Raw genomic sequence first — 21,030 nt, forward strand, 5'->3', positions numbered from 1 at the left:
GGGGTCGATGAGGTCAAGCCGGGTCGGGGATGGAGGTGCTCCGATCAGTCGAGGTGGAAGTACTCGAGCAGTTCGCTGCGTACGGTGTCCGGGTTGGCGCCGGCGGCGCAGTCGGCGGTGTTCGCGGGCAGGAAGTACTGCGACATCTGCGCCTGCCAGCGAGCGTTGACGTCGGTGGCCTCCATCGCCGCCGTGGCTCTGGCGAAGTCTTCGGTCTCGAGGTAACCGACGATCATTCCGTCGTCGCGGCGTAGAAACAGCGAGTAGTTGTTCCAGCCGGCCTCGCCCAGGGCGTCGAGCATCTCGGGCCAGACGGTGGTGTGCGCCTCGAGGTAGTCCTCCACGCGCTCGGGCTTGAGATGCATCACGAAGCAGACGCGTTGGCGCTCGGGCACAGCCCACCTCCTTGATCGTCGTTCCGGCCGGCGGGCGATCCGCCGTGGCACATCTGCGCTTTTTGAAACGTTTCAAAATGTGATGGCGACTACAGTAGGGCACCGCTTGTGTCTCCGTCAAGGTGGGTGGTGCGTCACGCCCGGGTCGGCTGGGAGATCGAGGGCCCATCAGGCGGGCGGTGCCGGTCTCAGGGCAGGATGCGCGCACCCAGTTCCGCGACGACTTCGTGCGGTTGGCCGAACAACTGCGCGCTGCCGTGAGCGCGTTTGAAGAACAGCGAGATGTCGTGTTCGGCGGTGATCCCGATGCCGCCGTGCAGTTGGATACCCTCGCCCGCCACCGCCTGAAATGCCTCGGAACAGTGGACATGGGCGGCCGCGGCCAGATCCTCGGCGTCGGGGGTGCCGGCGGTGACGGCCGCGACGGCAGCGCGTGAGATCGAGCGGGAACTCTCGACGAGCGCATACATGTCGGCCATGCGGTGTTTGAGTGCTTGGAAAGACCCGATGATTCGCCCGAATTGCTTGCGGGACTTGGTGTATTCGACGGTGAGGTCGAGTGCGGCCGCAGTTCCCCCGACCTGTTCGGCCGACAGCAGCGCCCACGCCAGTGCGCGCAGGCGGCCGGCCAGATCGGGCCCGGCCGGGATCGATCGGGCCGGCGCCTCGTCGAAGGTCACCCGCGACAATGGTCTGCTCGGGTCGACGACCGGTAGCGGCGTCACGGTGACACCGTCGGTGTTCGACTCGACGGCATGCAGAGTGACCCTGTCGACGTCGCCGGCGAGTACCACGAACAGGTCCGCCGATTCGCCATCGAGGACGTAATCGGCGGTGCCCGACAGCAGCCCGGCATCGGCCGTCACCCCGGGAGTGGACCAGCCGTGCCGGCCGGCCCAGCAGACGGTGGCGACGCACTCGCCGGACGCAATACCGGGCAGCAGGTCTCGACTCGTCGATTCGTCGTCGGCGAGCAGGATGGCCGCGGTGGCGACCGCGGTGGCGAGGATCGGCACCGGGGTCAACGCTCGTCCGAATTCCTCGAGGACCGCCCCGGTTTCGCTGAATGCGGCGCCGCCACCGCCGTACTCCTCCGGAATCGGTAGCGACGCGGCGCCGATCTCGGTGCACAGCGTAGACCACAGGGTGCGATCCATGCGCGGCGTCAGCCGCATGGCCGCCCGGGCACTGGTCGAATCCGCACGCCGGCCGACCAGTTCCCGGATGGCGTCGGCCAGTGCCGCACGTTCGTCGGCGGAGATGGTCGCGGTGTCAGCGGTCACGGTCACAGTGACTCCAGAATTCGTCGGCGCAGATCGGCGGGGGTGCCCCAGGCGGTGAGCAGCGCCCGGGTCTTGGTGAGATACAGCGACAGGTCGTGTTCAGTGGTGTATCCGATGGCGCCCAACACCTGCAGCGCGCGACGAGATGCCAGGTAGGCGGCATCGCCTGCGGCCACCTTCGCGGCGGCGACGTCGCGCCGCACATCGGTGCCCTCCGGCACCAGTCCGTCGATGCCGAGCGCGGCGGCGTACACCAACGGTCGGGCCATCTCGACTGCGATCGCGACGTCCGCGAGGTGATGTTTGACCGCCTGGAACGACCCGATCGACCGGCCGAACTGATTGCGCGCCTGCGCATAATCGGCGGCCAGGGTCAGCATCGCACCGGCCATGCCCAGCAGTTGAGCGGCGGTGGCCAAGGTGCCGATGTCCACGGCGTCGTCGACTGCGACGGCGTCGGCCAACACCTCGCCGGGGCTGAGTTCGGCCAGAATGCGGGTGGGGTCGACGGTGGCGACCCGATCACCGGCGGTCGCCGTGCTCAGCACGCCATCCCGCACGAGGTAGGACGCCTCGGCGAGCGGTGCCAGGGGAGCGGTGGGCGGGATCGCGCAGGTGGCCAGGGCGCCCTCCGCGAGTGCGCTCACCCGCTCGCCGGTGACCCCCGCGGTGTGGAACAGCACAGGCAACACCGCGACGGTCTCCACGATCGGCCCCGGCAGTGCGTGCCGGCCGATCTGCTCCATCGCGACGGTCATCTCGATCGCGCCGGCCGACGCGCCACCACAGGATTCGTCGATGAGGAGTCCGTTGACGCCGGTGTCGGCCAGGGCCGCGATCACTTCCATGACCGGCCGGTGATCCCCGTGGCTCCAGGCGCGGGCGCGCGCCGGGATGTCGGCCTTGGTCAGCAGCGCGTCGACCGTCGACGCGAGGTCGTCGTGGACGTCGGAGAGGAGGAAGTCCATGATGTCACCGGTCCCCGCGCGGCAGGCCCAACAGCCGTTCCGCGATCACGTTGCGCTGGATCTCATTGGTACCGGCATAGATCGGGCCCGACAGCGAGAACAGGTAGCCGTCCATCCAGGTGTCGTCGATCTCGGCGTCCACGCCCTGCAGGTCGAGTGCCGTCTCGTGGGTGGCGATGTCCCACTGGGACCAGAAGACCTTGTTGATCGACGATTCCATGCCGAGTTGACCGCCGGCGGCCAGTCGGCTGACGGTCTGGTAGGTCGACAATTCGTACGCCCGTGCGCCGATCCACGCATCGGCCACGCGCGCATCGACATTCGCGGTCGGATGCAGGCCCTCGTGGTTGCGCTGCCACAGGTCGGTGAGCCGATCGGTGGTGGCCAGAAACCTGCCGGGGGACCGTAGCGACAGGCCGCGCTCGTTGGCGGCGGTGCTCATCGCCACTTTCCAGCCGTTGTCGACGGCGCCGATCACACCGCTGTCTCCCGGGGTGGCCGGATCGTCGGGGACGAAGACATCCTCGAGGAACAGTTCGGCGAATCCCGGCTCGCCGTCGAGCTGCGCGATCGGGCGGACGGTGACGCCGTCGCTGCGCAGGTCGAACATGAAGTAGGTCAATCCCTTGTGCCGCTGTGCCGCACGGTCGGTGCGGAACAGTCCGAAGGCCCGGTCGGCGAAGCTCGATCGGGAACTCCACGTCTTCTGGCCGTTCAGCAGCCAACCGCCCTCGGTGCGCGTCGCGGTGGACCGCAGGGACGCGAGGTCGCTGCCGGCCTCCGGCTCGCTCCACGCCTGACCCCAGATGTCGTCGGCGCGGGCCATGCGGGGCATGATGCGGGCGAGCTGATCGGGATGTGCGTGCTCGAACAAGGTGGGCGCGAGCAGGAAGATCCCGTTCTGGCTGACCCGTCCGGGCGCGCCGGCGCGGTAGTACTCCTCCTCGAAGATCACCCAGTGCAGCAACGGCACGTCGCGGCCGCCGAACTCTTCGGGCCAACTCACCACCGACATCCGGTCGGCGGCCATCGTTCGCTCCCACTCGCGGTGCGCCTCGAACCCCTCGGCGGTGTCCATCGAGGGCAGCGGCTCGGCGGGGACATGCTCGCCGAGCCACCCACGCACCTCGGCGCGGAACCGCTCGGCGGCCTCGTCGAAGAAGAGATCCATGTCAGTTCGAGCTCCCGTGACTGTGCGGCCCGCTCGCTGCGCTCCCAGCGGCGTTCGCACCGGAGGACGCCTTCATCGACTTGGCGTCCATCCCGCCGAGGGAGTCGCCGCCACTCTCGGCGTTGGCGGCGTGGGCGAAGTGGTGCCAACCGAACACGGAGTCCATCGAGTTGCGCAGGCCCATCTGGTCCTCACAGATGTTGACGGCCTTCTTGGACAGGAACAGGCCCTGCATGGGCATCGACACCATCTTCTCGGCGAGAAAGTCGACCTTGGAGGTGAGTTCGTCACGGGTCACGACGTGATTGACCATGCCCCACTCGGCGGCCTGGGTTGCGGTGAACCGTTCGCCGGTGAACAGGATCTCCTTGGCGCGACGGGTCCCCAATGCGTAGGCGTGTGCGAAGTACTCGACACCGGGAATACCCATGCGGGCCACCGGGTCGGAGAAGAACGCGTCGTCGGAGGCGACGATGAAATCGCAGATCCACGCGAGCATCAGTCCGCCGGCGATGCAGGCGCCGTGGACCTGCGCGATCAGCGGTTTGGGGATGTCACGCCAGCGTCGGCACATCCCCATGTACACCTCCATCTCCCGTGCGAGGCGCTGATCGGCACCCGACTTGTCGGAGTGGTCCCAGTGCAGGGTGGCGACGTTGTCGTAGTAGGTGTCGAAATCCTTTTCGGGGGTGCCGATGTCGTGGCCGGCGGAGAAATGCTTGCCGTTGGCCCGCAACACGATCACCTTCACCGCGGCGTCGTCGACGGCCTTGCGGAACGCCGCATCCAGCGAATAGGTCATCACCGAGTTCTGCGCGTTGCGGTATTCGGGACGGTTGAGCGTCACATACGCGACGGCGTTCTCGGGGCCGCCGACCTCGTAGGCGACCGGCGACGACTCGGGCCCCAGGTCGTCGGGGCCGAGTGTGGGCGGGATCACGGCATCACTCATGACCCCGAGCCTAACCTAGCAAGTGCTTGGTTGGTAGTTCGAGGTGCGACGTGCCGGCGATGCGGACTCAGCTCAGTTGTGCGGAGATCGCGGCCGCAGCCGAGCAGGTCGCCCCGGCGAGCTCGCGGAGTCCGTCGGCGGTGAGGGTGGTGTTGGGGCAGGCCACGATGGCGGCCACGGCGTGGCCCTCGGCGTCGCGGATCGGGGCCCCGACCGTCACCACCGCGACGTCGCCGATGAGCTCCCCGGGCAGGTAGTCGATCACCGACAGTTCGGTGAGCAGGTCGCCGACGCGCGATCGGAGGTGTTCGGACATGGTGTCGAGTGAACTCAGCGCCTCGACCATGGCGACGTGGTCGTCGGTCATCCGCTCGATCGAGTACCCGCGATCGGCCACCACGTCGAGGACCTCGCGGAGTCGGTCGCGAGTGGCCAGCGGAGCTGTGCCGAGCCACTCGGCGCGAACTCGTGCGGGCTCGAAGGCGATGAACTCGCGGCAGATCGGCGGCCGCAGCCGTACGCGTTGTCCGTGCCGAAACCACGGTGACGGGTCGTCACCGGCGAGTGGTGCCGGGACCACGTGATCGGCGACGGTGATGGTGTCGAGGGCGGTGCGCCGGGCCACGAAGTAGGCGATGCCGAAGCGCTCGCTCAGTTGGTGGGCGGCCACTCCGGCCCACCGGTCCAGGTGATCGGACTGTCGGGCGCTTCGGGCGAGCGTCACGAAACCCGGCCCGATCACGTACCGGCCGGAGTCGGGTTCCCGCAGCAACCAGCCGTGGGCGACGAGTTCACCCACAATGGCGTGTGCGGTGGCGCGCGAGAACCCGGTGTGACGGACAATCTCGGCAAGCGTCAGCGACGGGTTGTCCGATCCGGCGAGGAGTTCGAGGATGCTGATCACGCGGGCGGTCGGCGGCGAGCCCGGTTGACGTGCGTCAGCAGACTCACCTACGGTCTGTGTCACATAGTCAATGCTTAGTGTCGAGTATTCGACATGTCAAGGAGAGCGTATGGTTTCGAGCGCTACAGGTGCACAAAGCGCGGGTGCCCGAGACGGTCGTGTGCACCACGGCTACGAGTTGACTCATCTCGCGGCGCTCGAGGCCGAATCGGTGCACATCATGCGTGAGGTGGCCGCGACCTTTGAGCGGCCGGTGTTGCTGTTCTCCGGCGGCAAGGACTCGGTGGTGATGTTCCACCTGGCGCAGAAGGCGTTCTGGCCGGCGCCGGTTCCGTTCCCGCTGATGCATGTCGACACCGGTCACAACTTCGACGAGGTGATCGAGTACCGCGACCGGGTCGTCGAACAGACGGGTGTGCGCCTGGTGGTGAGTTCGGTACAGGACGACATCGACGCGGGCCGGGTCGTAGAGGACACCGGTCCCGGGGCGAGTCGCAATCGACTGCAGACCACCGCGCTGCTGCGGGGCATCCAGGAGCATCGGTTCGATGCGGTGTTCGGTGGAGCGCGTCGAGATGAGGAGAAGGCCCGCGCCAAGGAGCGGGTGTTCAGCTTCCGTGACGAGTTCGGCGCATGGGATCCGCGCGCGCAGCGTCCCGAGTTGTGGCAGCTCTACAACGGGCGGCACCACAAGGGTGAGCACATCCGGGTGTTCCCGCTGAGCAACTGGACCGAACTCGACATCTGGCAGTACATCGCCGCCGAGAACATCGAACTGCCGCCCATCTACTACGCCCATCAGCGCGAGGTGATCCCGCGTGACGGCATGTATCTGGCGAAAACCCGGTTCCTGCACCAGTATCCGGGTGAGCAGACGCAGGTCGAAACGGTCCGGTTCCGCACCGTCGGCGACGCCACCTGCACCGGGTGTGTGCTGAGTACCGCCGACACCGTCGAGAAGGTGATCGACGAGATCGCCATCACCCGGGTGACCGAGCGGGGTGCCACCCGCGCTGACGACCGGATCTCGGAGGCCGGCATGGAGGATCGGAAGAAGGAGGGCTACTTCTGATGCCCAAGGAACTGCTGCGCCTGGCGACCGCGGGTTCGGTCGACGACGGCAAGTCGACGCTGATCGGGCGGCTGCTGTTCGATTCCAAGACGATCTTCACCGACCAGCTGGAGTCGATCGAACGCACCAGCGCCGAACGGGGCGACGAGTACGCGAACCTCGCTCTGCTGACCGATGGTCTGCGCGCCGAACGTGAGCAGGGCATCACCATCGACGTCGCCTACCGGTATTTCTCCACGCCCAAACGCAAATTCATCATCGCCGACACCCCCGGGCATGTGCAGTACACCCGCAACATGGTGACCGGGGCGTCGACGGCCGATCTGGCGATGATCCTGGTCGACGCACGCAAAGGTGTCCTCGAGCAGACGCGGCGGCACGCATTCCTGTCGTCGTTGCTCGGCATCCCACACCTGACGATCTGTGTGAACAAGATGGATCTCGTCGACTGGTCGCAGGAACGGTTCGACGAGATCTGTGACGAGTTCATCGCCTTCGCGGCGAAGCTGAACGTCACTGATCTGACCTTCATCCCGCTGTCGGCGTTGCAGGGCGACAACGTCGTCGACCAGTCGGTCAACATGCCGTGGTACGAGGGTCGGCCGCTGCTCAACCATCTGGAGAACGTCTACATCGCCTCGGACCGCAACCTGATCGACGCGCGGATGCCGGTGCAGTACGTGATCCGTCCGCAGCGCAGTGACGGCAATGACCACCGCGCCTATGCGGGCACCGTGGCCGGTGGGGTGTTCTCCCGCGGCGACGAAGTGGTGGTGCTGCCGAGTGGTTTCAGCACCACCATCACCGATATCTGGGCGCCCGGCGGCGACCGGGTCGACGAAGCGTTCGCGTCGATGGCGGTGTCGATGGAACTCGCCGACGAGATCGACATCGTCCGCGGCGACATGCTGGCACGCCCGAACAACCGCCCCTTCGTCGGCCGTGACATCGACGCGATGATGTGTTGGTTCTCCGACGACACCGAGCTGCGCCCGGGTAACCGGTACGTGATGATGTGTGGAACCCGCACCACCCGCGCGCAGATCAGCGGCCTGAACTACCGGCTCGATGTCAACACCCTGCACCGCGACGGGGAAGCGAAGACGTTGCAGCTCAACGAGATCGCCCGGATCTCGCTGCACACCCAGCAGCCGCTGCTGTTCGACGCGTACCGCAAGAACCGGGAGACCGGCAGTTTCATCCTGATCGATGAGGCGACCAACAAGACCGTCGGCGCGGGCATGATCACCGCGCCGGTCAGCAAGGACAGCCACGTCGTGTGGCAGACCACCAAGGTCACCCGCGAGCAGCGCACCCACCAAGGGGCGACGATCTGGCTGACCGGGTTGTCGGGGTCGGGTAAATCGTCGTTGGCCGTCGAGCTCGAGCGGCGCATGGTGGCCGAGAGCCGGTTCTCCTACCTCATGGACGGCGACAATCTCCGGCACGGCCTCAACGCCGACCTCGGCTTCTCCGACGACGACCGGCGCGAGAACATCCGCCGCACCAGCGAGGTGGCCGCGTTGTTCGCCGATGCGGGCGCGATCGCCATCGTGTCGTTGATCAGCCCGTTCGCCGACGAACGTCAGCGCGCGCGGGAGATCCACGCCGAGCGGCGCCTGCCGTTCTACGAGATCTTCGTCGACACCCCGCTCGAGGTGTGTGAACAGCGCGATCCCAAGGGGCTCTACGCCAAGGCGCGACGCGGCGAGATCAGCCAGTTCACCGGCATCGACTCGCCGTACGAACGTCCCCTCAATCCCGATATCCTCGTGACGCCAGCGGATGGCTCACCCGCCGAGGTGGCCCAATCGGTCATCCGCAACCTGGGACTGTAGGAGACAACGTGTCGGAGGATCGTGTTCTTGCCGGCGAACTCGCCACCGAGGCCGGACACCTGCTGATGCAGATTCGCGCCGAAAGTGATCTGCGCGGAAAGGAACTCGGCGCGGAGGGGGACCAGCGGTCGAACGATCTGCTGCTCGAACGGTTGGCGGCGCAACGGCCGGCCGACAAGGTGCTCTCGGAGGAGTCCGCCGACGACAAGACACGTTTGGAGGCCTCTCGGGTGTGGATCGTCGACCCGGTCGACGGCACCCGGGAATACGGCACCGACGGGCACGCCGACTGGGCCGTCCATGTCGCGTTGTGGTCCGCCGCGAGTGGTCTGATCGCCGGTGCGGTGGCATTGCCGGCACTCGGGATCACCTATGTCGACAACGACGATCCGGTGGCCGAAACGGCCGGTCTCGCGTCGTCGCCCAAGGGGGATCGACCACGCGTGGTGGTGAGTGCCTCACGCGCGCCGGCTTTCTCGCAGGCGGTGGCCGATGCGATCGGCGGCGAGGTGCTGTCGATGGGGTCGGCCGGCGCCAAGGCGATGGCCGTGGTGCGCGGCGAGGCGGATGCCTATGTGCATGCAGGTGGCCAGTACGAGTGGGACTCGGCGGCGCCGGTGGCGGTCGCACAGGCGAAAGGTTTGTGGTGCGGCCGGATCGACGGGAGCGCACTGGTCTACAACCAGGACGACACCTATCTGCCTGATCTGATCATCTGTCGCCCGGAGTTGCGTGACACCATTCTGTCGGTGACCGCGTCGTAGCGGACCGTGCTGGATCTCGATACGCCCTCCGCTGGCGCTCCGGGCTACTCGATCAGCGGAGGGGTGGTCTCGATGGGCGAAACCCGTGAACTCGATCAGCGGAGGGGGGATCAGGGTCAGCGTTGTAGTCCGGCAAGGACGTTGCGCAACGCGGTGCGCACGTCGTCGACCTCGATACGCATCAGGTCGTCCTGGGACAACGACGCGAGATCGTCGGACGCCGACAGCCGGTATTCGCGTTCCTCTTCGGCGGCCTCGACGATATTGCGGATGAAACGGCCGTTGCCGGCCACGTCGCTGGCTCGCCGCATCCCCGACGGCCCTTGCCGCACATCGTGATACAGCGGCGCACAGGCCTGCTCGAGTTCGATGACGGATTCGTGGGTGAGCAGTGAATCGCGTCGGCGGGCGATGAAGTCGCCGATACGGGCGAGTTCGTCGGGGGTGTAGGACTCGAAGCGGACCCGGCGGGCGAACCGGGACGCGAGACCGTCGTTGGACGACAGCAGTCGGTCGATCTCGGAGTCGTACCCCGCGATGATCACGACGAGACGATCCCGGTCGTCCTCCATGCGGGCCAGCAGGGTGTCGACGGCCTCCTTACCAAAGGCGTCGCCGCCGGAGAGCCCCTCCTGGATGAGCGTGTAGGCCTCGTCGATGAACAGCACGCCGTCCATGGCCGAGTCGATGACGGCCGACGTTTTGGGGGCGGTGGATCCGAGATGTTCGCCGACCAGGTCGCGGCGGGTCGCCTCGATCACCTTGTCGGTCTTGATGAAACCGAGCCCGCAGTAGATCTTCGCGACGATTCGGGCCACCGTGGTCTTGCCGGTACCGGGCGGACCGGTGAAGGCCAGGTGCAGGCTGCGGGCCGCGGTGTTGAGCCCGCGGTCGGCGCGGACCTTCGCCAGCGTGGCCGCCGACTGCAACTTGGCCACCTGCTCCTTGACCGACATGAGGCCGATCTGGTCGGACAGTTCGCGCTGGGCCTCGGTCACCATCTCCGACATCTCGGGTCGGTCGGTGGTGTCGGAGACGAGGGACTCGGCGGGATCGGGCACCGAGTCCGGGTTCCACGGGTCGCGGCGCTCGGCAATCGTGTCGGGGGAAGTGATGATCAACCGGAAGTTCGGTGATTTCAGGGCTTCCCCGGCGGGTGAGTTCGGGTCCCGGGCGTAGGCCTGCTCGAACATGGCCCGAGCCTTGTCCTCGTGGCCCTGCTCCCGCAATGCCATGCCGTGGGTGAACATCGCCTGGGTGGCCATCGACTGGATCGGTCCGTCGATCACGTTCTGCAATCGGCGGATGCCCTCCCCGAACATACCCATCTGGACGCAGGCGGAGCCGACCATGCTGTCCGCGGCGGTCTGCAGGAAAGTGTCGCTCCAGCGGTCCGACCGGCGGAGCGCGGTGAGAACGTCCGGCCAGCGTTGCGTCGACAGGTACAGGAAGGCCTGCACGAACTCGATGATCGGCGTGCGGTGCGCGGCGGGGACCTCGTCGAGGACCTCCTGGGCACCAGGGAAGTCCTGGCCTCGGGTCAACGACGAGGCGTAGGCGGCCGCGGCTTCGGTCGCATCGGTCATCGGATAGGTGATCTGGTACACCGTCCACCTGCCGACCAGCGTGCGTTGCGGCAACCCGAGCCGCCGCTGCTCATGCCCGATCGCGCTGCGGGTGCGGTACAGGGCGAGCAGGACCTCGTCGCTGTCCTCACCGCAGGCCAACCGTCCCAGCCACGCGTCGGCCATGGTCGGGTCCCATTCACTGGCCCGGGTGAACGCCTTGGCGGCCTGGGCCGGGTTGTTGATCGGTTCCTGGCCTTCGACGGCGATGCCGAGCGAGAGCACCCCGAGTTCGAACAGTTGCCTCGCTTTGCGGACGTCAGCCATCGGGTCCCCCAGTCCGTGCTTCCCTGCAATGAACTCCGTGCAGGTCGCGTTGTGCCGGTGACCTGTCCGTGTCAGGTGCCCAGCGTAGCGGTGTGGTCTCCGCACGCCCGCAGGCGGCCACTGCGACCTCTGACATAGACTCGGCAGAGTGAGTGCGCAGGTGGATACCGTTTCAGCCGCAGCCGGCAGCCCCGACCAACCGCAACCGTTCCGCGAACTCGGCCTCAAGGACGATGAGTACGCCCGGATCAAGGAGATCCTGGGCCGCCGTCCCACCGACGCCGAACTCGCCATGTACTCGGTGATGTGGTCGGAGCACTGCAGCTACAAGTCGTCGAAGGTGCATCTGCGCTACTTCGGCGAGACCACCACCGACGAGATGCGGGCGAGCATGCTCGCGGGGATCGGCGAGAACGCCGGCGTCGTCGACATCGGCGACGGCTGGGCGGTCACCTTCAAGGTCGAATCGCACAATCACCCCAGCTATGTCGAGCCCTATCAGGGTGCGGCGACCGGCGTCGGCGGCATCGTCCGCGACATCATGGCCATGGGCGCCCGACCGATCGCGGTGATGGACCAGTTGCGCTTCGGACCGGCCGATGCGCCCGACACCCGCCGCGTCGTCGACGGCGTGGTCCGCGGCGTCGGCGGCTACGGCAACTCCCTCGGCCTGCCCAACGTGGGCGGCGAGACCGTCTTCGATGCCAGCTACGCCGGCAACCCGCTGGTCAACGCGCTCTGCGCAGGTGTGCTGCGAGCCGAGGACCTGCACCTGGCCTTCGCATCGGGTGCGGGCAACAAGATCATCCTGTTCGGCGCCCGCACGGGCCTCGACGGCATCGGCGGCGTGTCGGTGCTCGCCTCGGAGACCTTCGACGACGACGGTGCGTCGGGGCCGAGTCGCAAGAAGCTGCCGAGCGTCCAGGTGGGTGATCCGTTCACCGAGAAGGTGCTCATCGAGTGCTGCCTGGAGCTGTATCACGCCGGCCTCGTGGTCGGCATCCAGGACCTCGGTGGCGCGGGATTGTCGTGCGCGACCTCCGAACTGGCCGCGGCCGGTGACGGCGGCATGCACATCGATCTGGAGAAGGTGCCGATGCGTGCCGAGGGCATGACCCCGGCCGAGGTGCTCTCCAGCGAGTCCCAAGAGCGCATGTGCGCCGTCGTGACCCCCGACAACGTGGACGCGTTCATGGCGGTCTGCAAGAAGTGGGATGTGCTCGCGACGGTGATCGGCGAGGTCACCGACGGTGACCACCTGGTCATCACCTGGGACGGCGAGACCGTCGTCGACGTCCCGCCGCGCACCGTCGCCCACGAGGGGCCGGTGTACAACCGCCCCGTCGCCCGCCCGGACTGGCAGGACAGCGTCATCGCGTCGACGACCGGGTCGCTGAAGCGCCCGCAGACCGCCGACGAGCTGCGCGCCACGGCCCTCGAGCTGCTCGCGTCGCCGGCGCTGTGCAGCCGCAAGTTCATCACCGAGCAGTACGACCGCTACGTCCGGGGCAACACGGTGCTCGCCGAGGCCGCCGATTCGGGCATGGTCCGTATCGATGAGACCTCCGGACGCGGCATCGCCCTGGCCACCGACGCGTCGGGGCGCTACACCTACCTCGATCCCTATCGCGGTGCGCGGCTCGCGCTCGCCGAGGCCTACCGCAACGTCGCGGTGTCCGGTGCGACGCCCAAGGCGGTCACCAACTGCCTCAACTTCGGTTCGCCCGAGGACCCCGCAGTGATGTGGCAGTTCCAGCAGGCCGTGCGTGGGCTGGCCGACGGTTGCGCCGAACTGGGGATCCCGGTGACCGGCGGCAACGTCAGCTTCTACAACCAGACCGGCTCCACCGCCATCCTGCCGACGCCGGTCGTCGGCGTCCTCGGCATCATCGACGACGTCCATCGTCGGGTGCCGACCGGATTCGGCACCGAGCCGGGGGAGACACTGATCTTGCTCGGTGCGACCCGCGACGAGTTCGACGGCTCGATCTGGGCGCAGGTCGCCCACGATCACCTCGGTGGGCAGCCACCGCTGGTCGATCTCGAGCACGAACGTCTGCTCGCCGAGATCATGGTCGCCGCATCACGGGATGGGCTGGTCTCGGCCGCCCACGACCTGTCCGAGGGTGGACTCTTCCAGGCGGTCGTCGAATCGTCGCTCGCCGGGGAAACCGGTTGTCGCATTCTGCTTCCCGAAGGCGCTGATCCCTTCGTGTGGCTGTTCTCCGAGTCGGCGGGCCGCGCCGTGGTGGCGGTGCCCCGGACCGAGGAGTCACGGTTGTGCTCGATGCTCGACGCGCGCGGCATGCCGTGGACGCGGATCGGGGTGGTGGACCAGGGTAGCGACTCGGTGACCGTGCAGGACCAGTTCGAGGTCACCCTCGCCGACCTCCGCGCGACCCACGAGGGAACTCTGCCGAAGCTGTTCGGCTGATGTCCTCCGAGCCGGGGGTGTTCGGACCACACGAGCTCGGCGCGCTGGTGTGGTTCTACGACATGCACGGCTACGCGACGTTGCGTGGGCTGCTGACCGAATCCGACGTCGCGGCGGTCGAAAACGAGTGCACCGCCGCACAACACGCGGTCATCGCCGGTGAACTCGACGCCCGCCACGGCTCGACGGTGTTCCTCGACGAGGCGGCCAAGGCCCGGCGGTTCGCCAACTACGTCGAGTACGTCAGCGAGATCTCGCCGGCGGTGCGAGCGGCCGTCACCCACCCGATTCTCGCCGACGCAATGGCTCGGCTGCTCGGAGAACGCGCCTGGCTGCGTGCGCATGAACAGTTCGGCGTGGTCTACCAGGATGCCCGACCCGGCCGGGAGTCCGGCTATGCCCGGATCGGCTGGCATTCGGACTGGCAGGCGGGCCCGAGCCTCGACGTGTGGCCGTCGACGGCGTTCACCATCCACGTCGACGGGACCAGCCCTGCCAACGGTTTCTTGCGCGTCGTCCCCGGCTCGCACCTGTGGGCGACGCCGGCGCCCTACCGGAACGTCAACGGCGTCGAGGTGCCCGCGACGGCGCGTCCGGCCGGCGGCCGCACGGATCGGCGGCCACCCTTCGACATGCCATTGCGGTTCGAGAAGGTGCCGGGCGAGGTCGCCGTGTACGCCGAGCGCGGCGACATCCTGCTGCACGACTGCTACCTGTGGCACTCCGCGGCCCGCGCGACCGATGACGACTCGCGGCGCAGACATGTGCGTGGTGGCTACTTCGGAGGCGCCAAACCTGCTGCGGGTGTTGCGGAGTTCATCAAGAACGCGGCGCGCTGAGGAGCTCGCACAGTGCCGTTCACACCGCGGCGACGAGCCCTTCGGCATCGTCGGTGGTGATCTGATCGACGCGCAGTTCGATCAGGCGCCGCGCTTGCCGCACCGAGTCATCGTCGACCCCGGTGATCGTGTACGCATCGACGGTGCGCCCTCGGCTGTGAAAAGCGCTGACCATGTCGAAGCCTCGGCGGTCGGCCTCCAAGATGAGGCGGCGTTCCAGATAGACCATCTCGGCGTGTGGTGAGGCGATGACGGCGCGACGCACGAATCCCTCGAAGTCCTCGGAACGCAGGACGCGCCGCAGGGCGCCGTGATGGCAAGGGTCGTAGCCGATCCGGATACCGGGCACGGCGTCGGTCAGGAGCCGGACGGCCTCGGCGTCACCGCAGGACAGGATCATGTTGGGTGCCATGTCGGCGATCGCGTCCGCGAAGTGGCCGATCACCGTGTCGTCGAGTGCCGAAGCGTCCTGTTTGAAGTCCAGCTGCAACCTCGCGGACGGATGAATCCGACCATGCGCGAACAGGTCCGGAAGATCTTCCAGCAGCAGGACCGGTTGATCGACGGGCACCCCGTCGTTGTCCCGGAGGTGCACGGTGCGCAACTGCGCGACCGAAGCCGCGGTCACCCGGCCACGCCCGGTGGTGGTGTGCCCGAGTTCCAGATCGTGCAGGACGGCGAAACCGCGTTCGCCGTGGATCACCAGGTCGATCTCGACGCTCGCCCCCGCCGTCATACCCTCGACGATCCGATGCGCGGTGAATGGCGGATCGGTGGGGCGACGGCGCGCACGATGCCACTTGATGCAGGTCCTATGGCCCTCGTGGATCACTTCCACCGGTGGCAGCGTGGAAGGCGTGAAGGCCGGGTCGGTGTGCATCGGCGAGACGCTACGCCGCCCGGATGAACGGAAGGCGTCGATGCGGTTCAGTTTAGGGCGATGGATCGGTTTCGTGACGGTTGCGGAATCGGTGGGCTTCCTGATTCCGGTGGCGGGCATGGGTATCTGTGCGGCCGCGGGCTGCTCGCCGTGGCTGACCTGGCTGACCGTGGCGGTCTTCGGCGCCGGCGAGGGCGCACTACTCGGGCTGGGGCAGGCCGAGGCGCTGCACGGCACCGAGGTGGCCGTGCCGGTGCTGAGGTGGGTGGCGGTGACGTCGGCTGCGGCGGCGTTCGCGTGGATGCTGGGGATGTTGCCGTCGACCCTGAACGATGCGGGAGTGCTCGCCGACATGTCGAATCCGGCCGTGTGGGTCGCGTTCGGGGTGGGCGCGGTCCTGCTCCTGCTGAGCATTCCGACGGCGCAATTCCTGGTGCTCCGCGACGTGATGCCGCACGCGGTGGGGTGGATACCGGTGAATGTGGCTGCCTGGTCGGTCGGCCTGGTGGCGACCTTCGTGCCCGGCCCGTTTGTCGACGAGGACACATCGACAGCAGTTCTGGTGACTTCCTTCGCCGTGGCGGGTATCTGCATGGCGCTCATGGTCGCGACCATCACCGGCTGGTGGCTGCGCCGTCGAGCCGCCGCTTCGCCGAACCCGCCACCGGAAAGTGAAACGTGTTCTAGTTTGAGTGTATGACTCTTCGCGTGGTCGAGTGGTCGACCGGAACCGTGGGCAGGCACGCCATCGCCGGGATCGACGCCCGCCCCGATCTGGAGCTGGTCGGGGTCTGGGTGTCCGATCCGGCCAAGGTCGGCCGAGATGCCGGCGAGCTGGCCGGTCTCGGCCGCGACCTCGGTGTGGCCGCGACCGACGATCGAGACGCCCTGATCGCACTCAAGCCCGACTGCATCGTGCACACCGCGATGACCGACGACCGGATCTTCGAGGCCATCGACGACCTGATCTTCTTCGTCGAGTCGGGCATCAATGTGGTCTCCAGTGGGCCGGTGGTGCTGCAGTTTCCGCGAGGCATCCTCGACCAGGATCTTCTCGACCGGATCGCCGCCGCCGGACGGACCGGCAACGCGAGCCTGCACGTCAACGGCATCGACCCCGGCTTCGCCAACGACGTGCTGCCGCTGGCGATGACGAGCCTGTCACAGCGGATCGACGAGGTTCGGTGTCTCGAGATCGCCGACTACTCGACCTACTATCAGCCCGTCGTCATGACGGGCATCTTCGGATTCGGACAGCCAATGGACCACACCCCCATCCTGCTGTACCCGGGTGTGCTCGCGATGGGCTGGGGCAGCGTGGTCCGTCAGCTCGCCGCCGGCCTGGGGCTGACCCTCGACGAGCCGCTCGTCGAGCGTTTCGACCGGGTTGCGGCCGACCGCCGCTACTCGACCGTGTCGGTCGACATCCCCGAGGGGACCATGGCGGCACTGCATTTCGAGGTGGTCGGGCAGGTGGACGGCGTCGATCGGATCGTGCTCGAACACTTCACCCGCACCCACCCGGAGCAGTGTCCCGATTGGCCGACCCCGGCGCAGGGCGACGGCTGCTATCGGGTTCTGATCTCGGGCGAACCCGAGATGCAGGTCGAATTCACCCACCGCGGCGAGAACGGCGACCACAACGTCTCCGGCATGATCGTGACCGCTATGCGGTTGGTGAATTCGGTTGCCGCGGTGGTGGACGCGAAGCCGGGGCTGGTGACCGTGCTGGATCTTCCGCCGGTGAGTGGGCGGAGACTCGTATCGGGGCCGTGAGCGCGGTGCTGCCGATCGGTGTCGAGATCGAGATCTCTGGTCACAACTCCCAGGTGTGCACCGGTTCGCCTTCGTGCATCTGGACGACGTAATCGCGCAGCATCCCGTGCAGCGCCTGGGTTCTGGTCTCGCCGGCGTTCTCCCGGGCCAGCACCGCCCTGCGCTGCCACACCGATCCCGTCTGATGCGTGATGCAACGGCCCTCGATCACCGACAGGTAGCGGGACCGGGCTTTGCCGGAGACGCCGTAGGCCCGCAGCCCCCGGTCGGCGATGTCCAGCAGTCGCCGCAGGGTGAGTTCGTCGGGCCGTACCCAGCCGACGTTCGGCCAGTACAGCTGTGACTCGAGTCCGGCGCGGGCCCCCGATTGCAGGTTCTCGGCGGCCGCATTGAACGACATCTGCGACCAGAGGGGGCGGTCGGATTCCACCAATCCGCGCACCAGGCCGTAGTAGAACGCGGCGTTGGCCATCGTGTCCACGACCGTCGGACCGGCCGGCAACACGCGATTCTCCACCCGCAGGTGTGCGGTGTCGTCGACCACGTCGTAGACAGGTCGGTTCCAGCGATAGACCGTGCCGTTGTGCATGCGCAATTCGTCGAGGTCGGGAATGCGTCCCTCGTCGAGCTCATCGATCGGGTCGGTGTCGGTGCACACCGGCAACAGGGCCGGGAAATACCGGGTGTTCTCCTCGAACAGGTCGAAGATGGTGTTGATCCACCGTTCCCCGAACCAGACGCGGGGCCGCACCCCCTGATTCTTCAGTTCCAGCGGCCGGGTGTCGGTGGCCTGCTCGAACACCGGTATGCGGCTTTCATGCCACAGGGTCGTACCGGCGAGGAAAGGTGAGTTGCCGGCCAACGCCACCTGCACCCCGGCGATGGACTGCGCGGCGTTCCAGTACGCGGCGAAATTCTCCGGCGCCACCCGAAGGTGCAACTGCAGTGATGTGCAGGCGGCCTCGGGCAGGATCGAGTCGCTGGTGGTGTGCAGCCGTTCGGTGGCGCGGTCATCGCCGAGCGGGATGCCGCTGATGTCGATCTCGATGTCCTCACCGCGCGCGGCGAAGATCTGCTGGTTGAGCAGGTCGTAGCGGGGGTTGGCCGAGATCCAGTGATGGGCGAAGTGCTCTGAGGTGAGTGTGGGCAGCATGCCGACCATCACCAGGTGGTTGTCGGTCTGTGACGCCCTCTCCTCGGCGCGATTGAGCGACGTGCGCAGCGCCTGCTCGAGCGAGATCGTGTCGTCGGTGACGAATGGGCGGGGGGAGACGTTGATCTCGATGTTGAACTGTCCGAGTTCGGTCTGGTAGTCGGGATCGGCGATGGCGTCGAGGACCGTCGCGTTGGCCATCGCCGGATTCATGTCCGTGTCGACCAGGTTGAGTTCCACCTCCATGCCCAGCAACGGCTCGGGCGGGCGTCCCTGGTCGGTGAACAGACCGTCGGCGAGCATCCGCGCGATCGCCTCGGTACCGCGGCTGACCTGCCTGCGAAATCGCACCCGGTCCTCGCCGGTGAACTCCCGGTTGGCCACGTCGGTTCCCATGGGTCAATGGTGCATGATGGTCGGCGTGGCAGCGCGCAAACCGATCGATCCGGTCGCCGTGCGCGAGGCGGTCCTGGCTGTCGCGCCCTGGTTGCTCGACGAAGCCGTCGGCGCACCGTCGCGCGCCGAACTCGCTGCCGCGGTGCGCCTGAGCGTCCGCACCCTGGCCGAGCTCGCCCCCGGCAATTCCGTCGAGGTCCGGGTACCGCCCTTCGTGGCCGTGCAGTGCATCGAAGGTCCGCGTCACACCCGGGGAACACCACCGAACGTGATCGAGACGAGCCCCCGGGAGTGGTTGCTGTTGGCGACCGGACTCGCGGATTTCGACGAGGCCGTCGCCGCGGGTGAGATCAGTGCGTCCGGCCATCGGGCTCCGGCGATCGCCGAACTGTTGCCGGTCATCCCGCTCGATCGGGCTGCACGCCAGGGCACCGGGAACGATCAGGACTGAGTGCCGTACCTCACATCGCGGAATACCCGGTGGCGGCGCACCGCTGCATGATTCGCAATGGCGGGCTACCGGCCGGTAAACTCGGGGTATCTCCCAATCCGCCGACGTACAGCCGCGTCGACGTGTTGTCCCGCCGTGAGATGTGTAGAGCCCCAGGGAGCGCAGCCGCATGACCGACTTGTCGATCACCAGCAAGAACCTTCTCGCGCCGGCGTGTACCTGCGGTACCGCCCCCATCTCCGATGAGCCGGAGAACGAGCCGCGCGAAGAGTGCGGCGTGTTCGGTGTGTGGGCGCCGGGCGAAGACGTGGCGAAGCTCTCGTACTACGGGCTCTATGCGCTACAGCACCGCGGTCAGGAAGCGGCCGGCATCGCCGTCGGCGACGGCTCCCAGGTGCTGGTCTTCAAGGACCTCGGTCTGGTCAGTCAGGTCTTCGACGAACAGACCCTGGGCGCGATGGTCGGTCACGTCGCCATCGGGCACTGCCGGTATTCCACCACCGGCTCGACCACCTGGGAGAACTCGCAGCCGATCTTCCGGACGACCGCCGCCGGCACCGGCGTGGCGCTGGGACACAACGGCAATCTGGTCAACACCGCCGACCTGGCCAGCCGGGCTCGTGCGCTGGGCGTGATGAGCACCGCCGCGACGTCGGATTCTGACCTCGTCGGCGCGCTGCTCGCCCATGGCGCCGCCGACAGCAGTGTGGAGCAGGCCGCGATGGAACTGCTGCCGCTGCTCAAGGGTGCCTTCTGTCTGACCTTCATGGACGAGCACACCCTCTACGCGGCGCGTGACCCGCACGGCGTGCGCCCGCTGTGTCTGGGCCGACTCGATCGCGGCTGGGTGGTCGCGTCGGAGACCGCCGCCCTCGACATCGTCGGCGCCTCGTATGTGCGCGACATCGAACCCGGCGAACTGCTCGCCATCGACGCCGACGGGGTGCGCAGCTCACGATTCGCCGAGCCCACCCCACGCGGCTGTGTCTTCGAGTACGTCTACCTCGCCCGCCCGGACAGCGTCATCCACGGCCGCTCGGTGCACTCCACGCGTGTGGAGATCGGGCGACGGCTCGCCCGTGAGTACCCGGCCGAGGGCGATCTGGTGATCCCGGTACCGGAGTCCGGTACTCCCGCAGCCGTCGGCTACGCCCAGGAATCCGGTATCCCCTACGGCCAGGGCCTGATGAAGAACGCCTACGTGGGACGCACCTTCATCCAGCCATCGCAGACGATCCGTCAGCTCGGCATCCGTCTCAAACTCAACCCGCTCAAGGAAGTCATCCGCGGCAAGCGCCTGGTGGTGGTGGACGATTCGATCGTGCGCGGCAACACCCAGCGCGCGCTGATCCGCATGCTGCGCGAAGCCGGCGCGGCCGAGGTGCATGTCCGCATCGCGTCGAGCCCGGTGCGCTGGCCGTGTTTCTACGGAATCGACTTCGCCTCGCCGGCCGAGTTGATCGCGAATGGCATGGAATCCGAGGAAGGCATGGTGGAGGGCGTCCGTCAGGCCATCGGCGCCGACTCACTCGGCTACATCGGGATCGATGAGATGATCGCCGCCACCGACCAGCCGGCCGACAACCTGTGCGCCGCATGTTTCGACGGTGACTACCCGATCGAACTGCCCGAGGAGACGTCCATGGGTAAGGCGGTGCTGGAACAGATGCTGGCCAGCGCGGCGGGCGATGGCCGCGATCCGTTGACCGCCCCGAACGACAACGTCAGCGCGGTGATGCGGCCCTGACGGGCCCCACATCGCGGTCCGATGCCCTGCACCGGGCGTCCGCCGGGTCGGGTAGCGTATTCGGCGTCGGGACTCGTGGGTGACCTCAGGTGCGAGCCGACCGTACGACCGACGG

Annotated in this window: 18 protein-coding genes; 9 read left to right on the forward strand and 9 right to left on the reverse strand. The window is 67.4% G+C overall.

From position 1 onward, the window contains the following. Window positions 1–44: 44 nt before the first annotated feature. The 6 genes from NWF22_RS15820 to NWF22_RS15845 all read right to left on the reverse strand — a co-directional run bounded on the left by NWF22_RS15820 (window position 45) and on the right by NWF22_RS15845 (window position 5,736). The gene (locus NWF22_RS15820; protein WP_258321167.1) at window positions 45–395 is read right to left on the reverse strand and encodes an L-rhamnose mutarotase; all 351 of its coding nucleotides are present in this window, start codon (window positions 393–395) and stop codon (window positions 45–47) included. A gap of 188 nt (window positions 396–583) precedes the next feature. Next, on the reverse strand, window positions 584–1,678 hold the full coding sequence (locus NWF22_RS15825; protein WP_160903708.1) for an acyl-CoA dehydrogenase family protein: 1,095 nt from the start codon (window positions 1,676–1,678) through the stop codon (window positions 584–586). Between the two features lie 2 nt (window positions 1,679–1,680). Then, a complete protein-coding gene (locus NWF22_RS15830) occupies window positions 1,681–2,646 on the reverse strand; it encodes an acyl-CoA dehydrogenase family protein (RefSeq protein ID WP_160903460.1) in 966 nt (321 codons plus the stop codon). A gap of 4 nt (window positions 2,647–2,650) precedes the next feature. After that, complete coding sequence (locus NWF22_RS15835; RefSeq protein WP_160903459.1) at window positions 2,651–3,817, reverse strand: acyl-CoA dehydrogenase family protein; 1,167 nt, start codon at window positions 3,815–3,817, stop codon at window positions 2,651–2,653. 1 nt (window position 3,818) lies between these two features. Next, on the reverse strand, window positions 3,819–4,769 hold the full coding sequence (locus NWF22_RS15840; protein ID WP_160903458.1) for an enoyl-CoA hydratase: 951 nt from the start codon (window positions 4,767–4,769) through the stop codon (window positions 3,819–3,821). 67 nt (window positions 4,770–4,836) lie between these two features. Further along, the gene (locus NWF22_RS15845; RefSeq protein WP_160903457.1) at window positions 4,837–5,736 is read right to left on the reverse strand and encodes an IclR family transcriptional regulator; all 900 of its coding nucleotides are present in this window, start codon (window positions 5,734–5,736) and stop codon (window positions 4,837–4,839) included. Between the two features lie 46 nt (window positions 5,737–5,782). On the opposite strand from NWF22_RS15845, the gene cysD reads away from it, so the two are divergent. From cysD to NWF22_RS15860, 3 genes are read left to right on the forward strand one after another with little or no spacing between them, the layout of a single operon-like run. After that, window positions 5,783–6,745 (forward strand): sulfate adenylyltransferase subunit CysD, encoded by a 963-nt coding sequence (gene cysD / locus NWF22_RS15850; protein WP_160903456.1) that lies wholly within the window; start codon window positions 5,783–5,785, stop codon window positions 6,743–6,745. Further along, window positions 6,745–8,583, forward strand: coding sequence for an adenylyl-sulfate kinase (cysC, locus tag NWF22_RS15855; RefSeq protein WP_160903455.1), 1,839 nt, complete (start codon window positions 6,745–6,747; stop codon window positions 8,581–8,583). The genes cysD and cysC overlap by 1 nt, the downstream gene beginning before the upstream one ends. 8 nt (window positions 8,584–8,591) lie before the next feature. Further along, window positions 8,592–9,347 (forward strand): 3'(2'),5'-bisphosphate nucleotidase CysQ, encoded by a 756-nt coding sequence (locus NWF22_RS15860; RefSeq protein WP_160903454.1) that lies wholly within the window; start codon window positions 8,592–8,594, stop codon window positions 9,345–9,347. A 116-nt stretch (window positions 9,348–9,463) separates the two neighbouring features. Here the strand turns inward: NWF22_RS15860 and eccA are convergent, their stop codons facing one another. Next, on the reverse strand, window positions 9,464–11,239 hold the full coding sequence (gene eccA, locus NWF22_RS15865; RefSeq protein WP_160903453.1) for a type VII secretion AAA-ATPase EccA: 1,776 nt from the start codon (window positions 11,237–11,239) through the stop codon (window positions 9,464–9,466). Window positions 11,240–11,387: 148 nt separating this feature from the next. Between eccA and purL the strand changes: the two genes are divergently transcribed. Then, window positions 11,388–13,673, forward strand: a complete 2,286-nt coding sequence (gene purL, locus NWF22_RS15870; protein ID WP_258321168.1) for a phosphoribosylformylglycinamidine synthase subunit PurL — start codon at window positions 11,388–11,390, stop codon at window positions 13,671–13,673. Beyond that, window positions 13,673–14,512, forward strand: coding sequence for a phytanoyl-CoA dioxygenase family protein (locus NWF22_RS15875; protein ID WP_160903451.1), 840 nt, complete (start codon window positions 13,673–13,675; stop codon window positions 14,510–14,512). Before purL ends, NWF22_RS15875 begins: the two co-directional genes overlap by 1 nt. Window positions 14,513–14,531: 19 nt before the next feature. Here NWF22_RS15875 and NWF22_RS15880 read toward each other — a convergent pair whose 3' ends face one another. Then, window positions 14,532–15,392, reverse strand: coding sequence for a glycerophosphodiester phosphodiesterase (locus tag NWF22_RS15880; RefSeq protein WP_160903450.1), 861 nt, complete (start codon window positions 15,390–15,392; stop codon window positions 14,532–14,534). Here NWF22_RS15880 and NWF22_RS15885 point away from each other — a divergent pair. Together NWF22_RS15885 and NWF22_RS15890 are read left to right on the forward strand one after the other, a co-directional pair. Beyond that, window positions 15,361–16,092 (forward strand): hypothetical protein, encoded by a 732-nt coding sequence (locus tag NWF22_RS15885; RefSeq protein ID WP_258321169.1) that lies wholly within the window; start codon window positions 15,361–15,363, stop codon window positions 16,090–16,092. The two genes, NWF22_RS15880 and NWF22_RS15885, sit on opposite strands and share 32 nt — an antisense overlap. Continuing rightward, window positions 16,089–17,168, forward strand: coding sequence for an NAD(P)H-dependent amine dehydrogenase family protein (locus tag NWF22_RS15890; protein ID WP_160903449.1), 1,080 nt, complete (start codon window positions 16,089–16,091; stop codon window positions 17,166–17,168). Before NWF22_RS15885 ends, NWF22_RS15890 begins: the two co-directional genes overlap by 4 nt. Before the next feature lie 40 nt (window positions 17,169–17,208). On the opposite strand, the gene NWF22_RS15895 is transcribed toward NWF22_RS15890, so the two are convergent. Further along, entirely contained in the window at window positions 17,209–18,717 is a 1,509-nt protein-coding gene (locus NWF22_RS15895; RefSeq protein ID WP_160903448.1) for a glutamate-cysteine ligase family protein, read from the reverse strand. A gap of 16 nt (window positions 18,718–18,733) precedes the next feature. On the opposite strand from NWF22_RS15895, the gene NWF22_RS15900 reads away from it, so the two are divergent. Both NWF22_RS15900 and purF read left to right on the forward strand, forming a co-directional pair. Beyond that, a complete protein-coding gene (locus tag NWF22_RS15900; RefSeq protein WP_160903706.1) occupies window positions 18,734–19,168 on the forward strand; it encodes a sterol carrier family protein in 435 nt (144 codons plus the stop codon). 169 nt (window positions 19,169–19,337) lie between these two features. Continuing rightward, complete coding sequence (gene purF / locus NWF22_RS15905) at window positions 19,338–20,915, forward strand: amidophosphoribosyltransferase (RefSeq protein WP_160903447.1); 1,578 nt, start codon at window positions 19,338–19,340, stop codon at window positions 20,913–20,915. The last annotated feature ends 115 nt before the right edge of the window (window positions 20,916–21,030 follow it).

This window comes from Gordonia mangrovi, from assembly GCF_024734075.1.
Taxonomy (GTDB): Bacteria; Actinomycetota; Actinomycetes; order Mycobacteriales; family Mycobacteriaceae; genus Gordonia; species Gordonia mangrovi.

What these genes read in the sequence shown, in the direction of transcription:
- NWF22_RS15830 (WP_160903460.1), bottom strand. Translation starts at nt 2,646, where the DNA reads ATGGACTTCCTCCTCTCCGACGTCCACGACGACCTCGCGTCGACGGTC.
- NWF22_RS15835 (WP_160903459.1), bottom strand. Translation starts at nt 3,817, where the DNA reads ATGGATCTCTTCTTCGACGAGGCCGCCGAGCGGTTCCGCGCCGAGGTG.
- NWF22_RS15840 (WP_160903458.1), bottom strand. Translation starts at nt 4,769, where the DNA reads ATGAGTGATGCCGTGATCCCGCCCACACTCGGCCCCGACGACCTGGGG.
- cysD (WP_160903456.1), top strand. Translation starts at nt 5,783, where the DNA reads ATGGTTTCGAGCGCTACAGGTGCACAAAGCGCGGGTGCCCGAGACGGT.
- cysC (WP_160903455.1), top strand. Translation starts at nt 6,745, where the DNA reads ATGCCCAAGGAACTGCTGCGCCTGGCGACCGCGGGTTCGGTCGACGAC.
- eccA (WP_160903453.1), bottom strand. Translation starts at nt 11,239, where the DNA reads ATGGCTGACGTCCGCAAAGCGAGGCAACTGTTCGAACTCGGGGTGCTC.
- NWF22_RS15875 (WP_160903451.1), top strand. Translation starts at nt 13,673, where the DNA reads ATGTCCTCCGAGCCGGGGGTGTTCGGACCACACGAGCTCGGCGCGCTG.
- NWF22_RS15880 (WP_160903450.1), bottom strand. Translation starts at nt 15,392, where the DNA reads ATGCACACCGACCCGGCCTTCACGCCTTCCACGCTGCCACCGGTGGAA.
- NWF22_RS15890 (WP_160903449.1), top strand. Translation starts at nt 16,089, where the DNA reads ATGACTCTTCGCGTGGTCGAGTGGTCGACCGGAACCGTGGGCAGGCAC.
- NWF22_RS15895 (WP_160903448.1), bottom strand. Translation starts at nt 18,717, where the DNA reads ATGGGAACCGACGTGGCCAACCGGGAGTTCACCGGCGAGGACCGGGTG.
- NWF22_RS15900 (WP_160903706.1), top strand. Translation starts at nt 18,734, where the DNA reads ATGGTCGGCGTGGCAGCGCGCAAACCGATCGATCCGGTCGCCGTGCGC.
- purF (WP_160903447.1), top strand. Translation starts at nt 19,338, where the DNA reads ATGACCGACTTGTCGATCACCAGCAAGAACCTTCTCGCGCCGGCGTGT.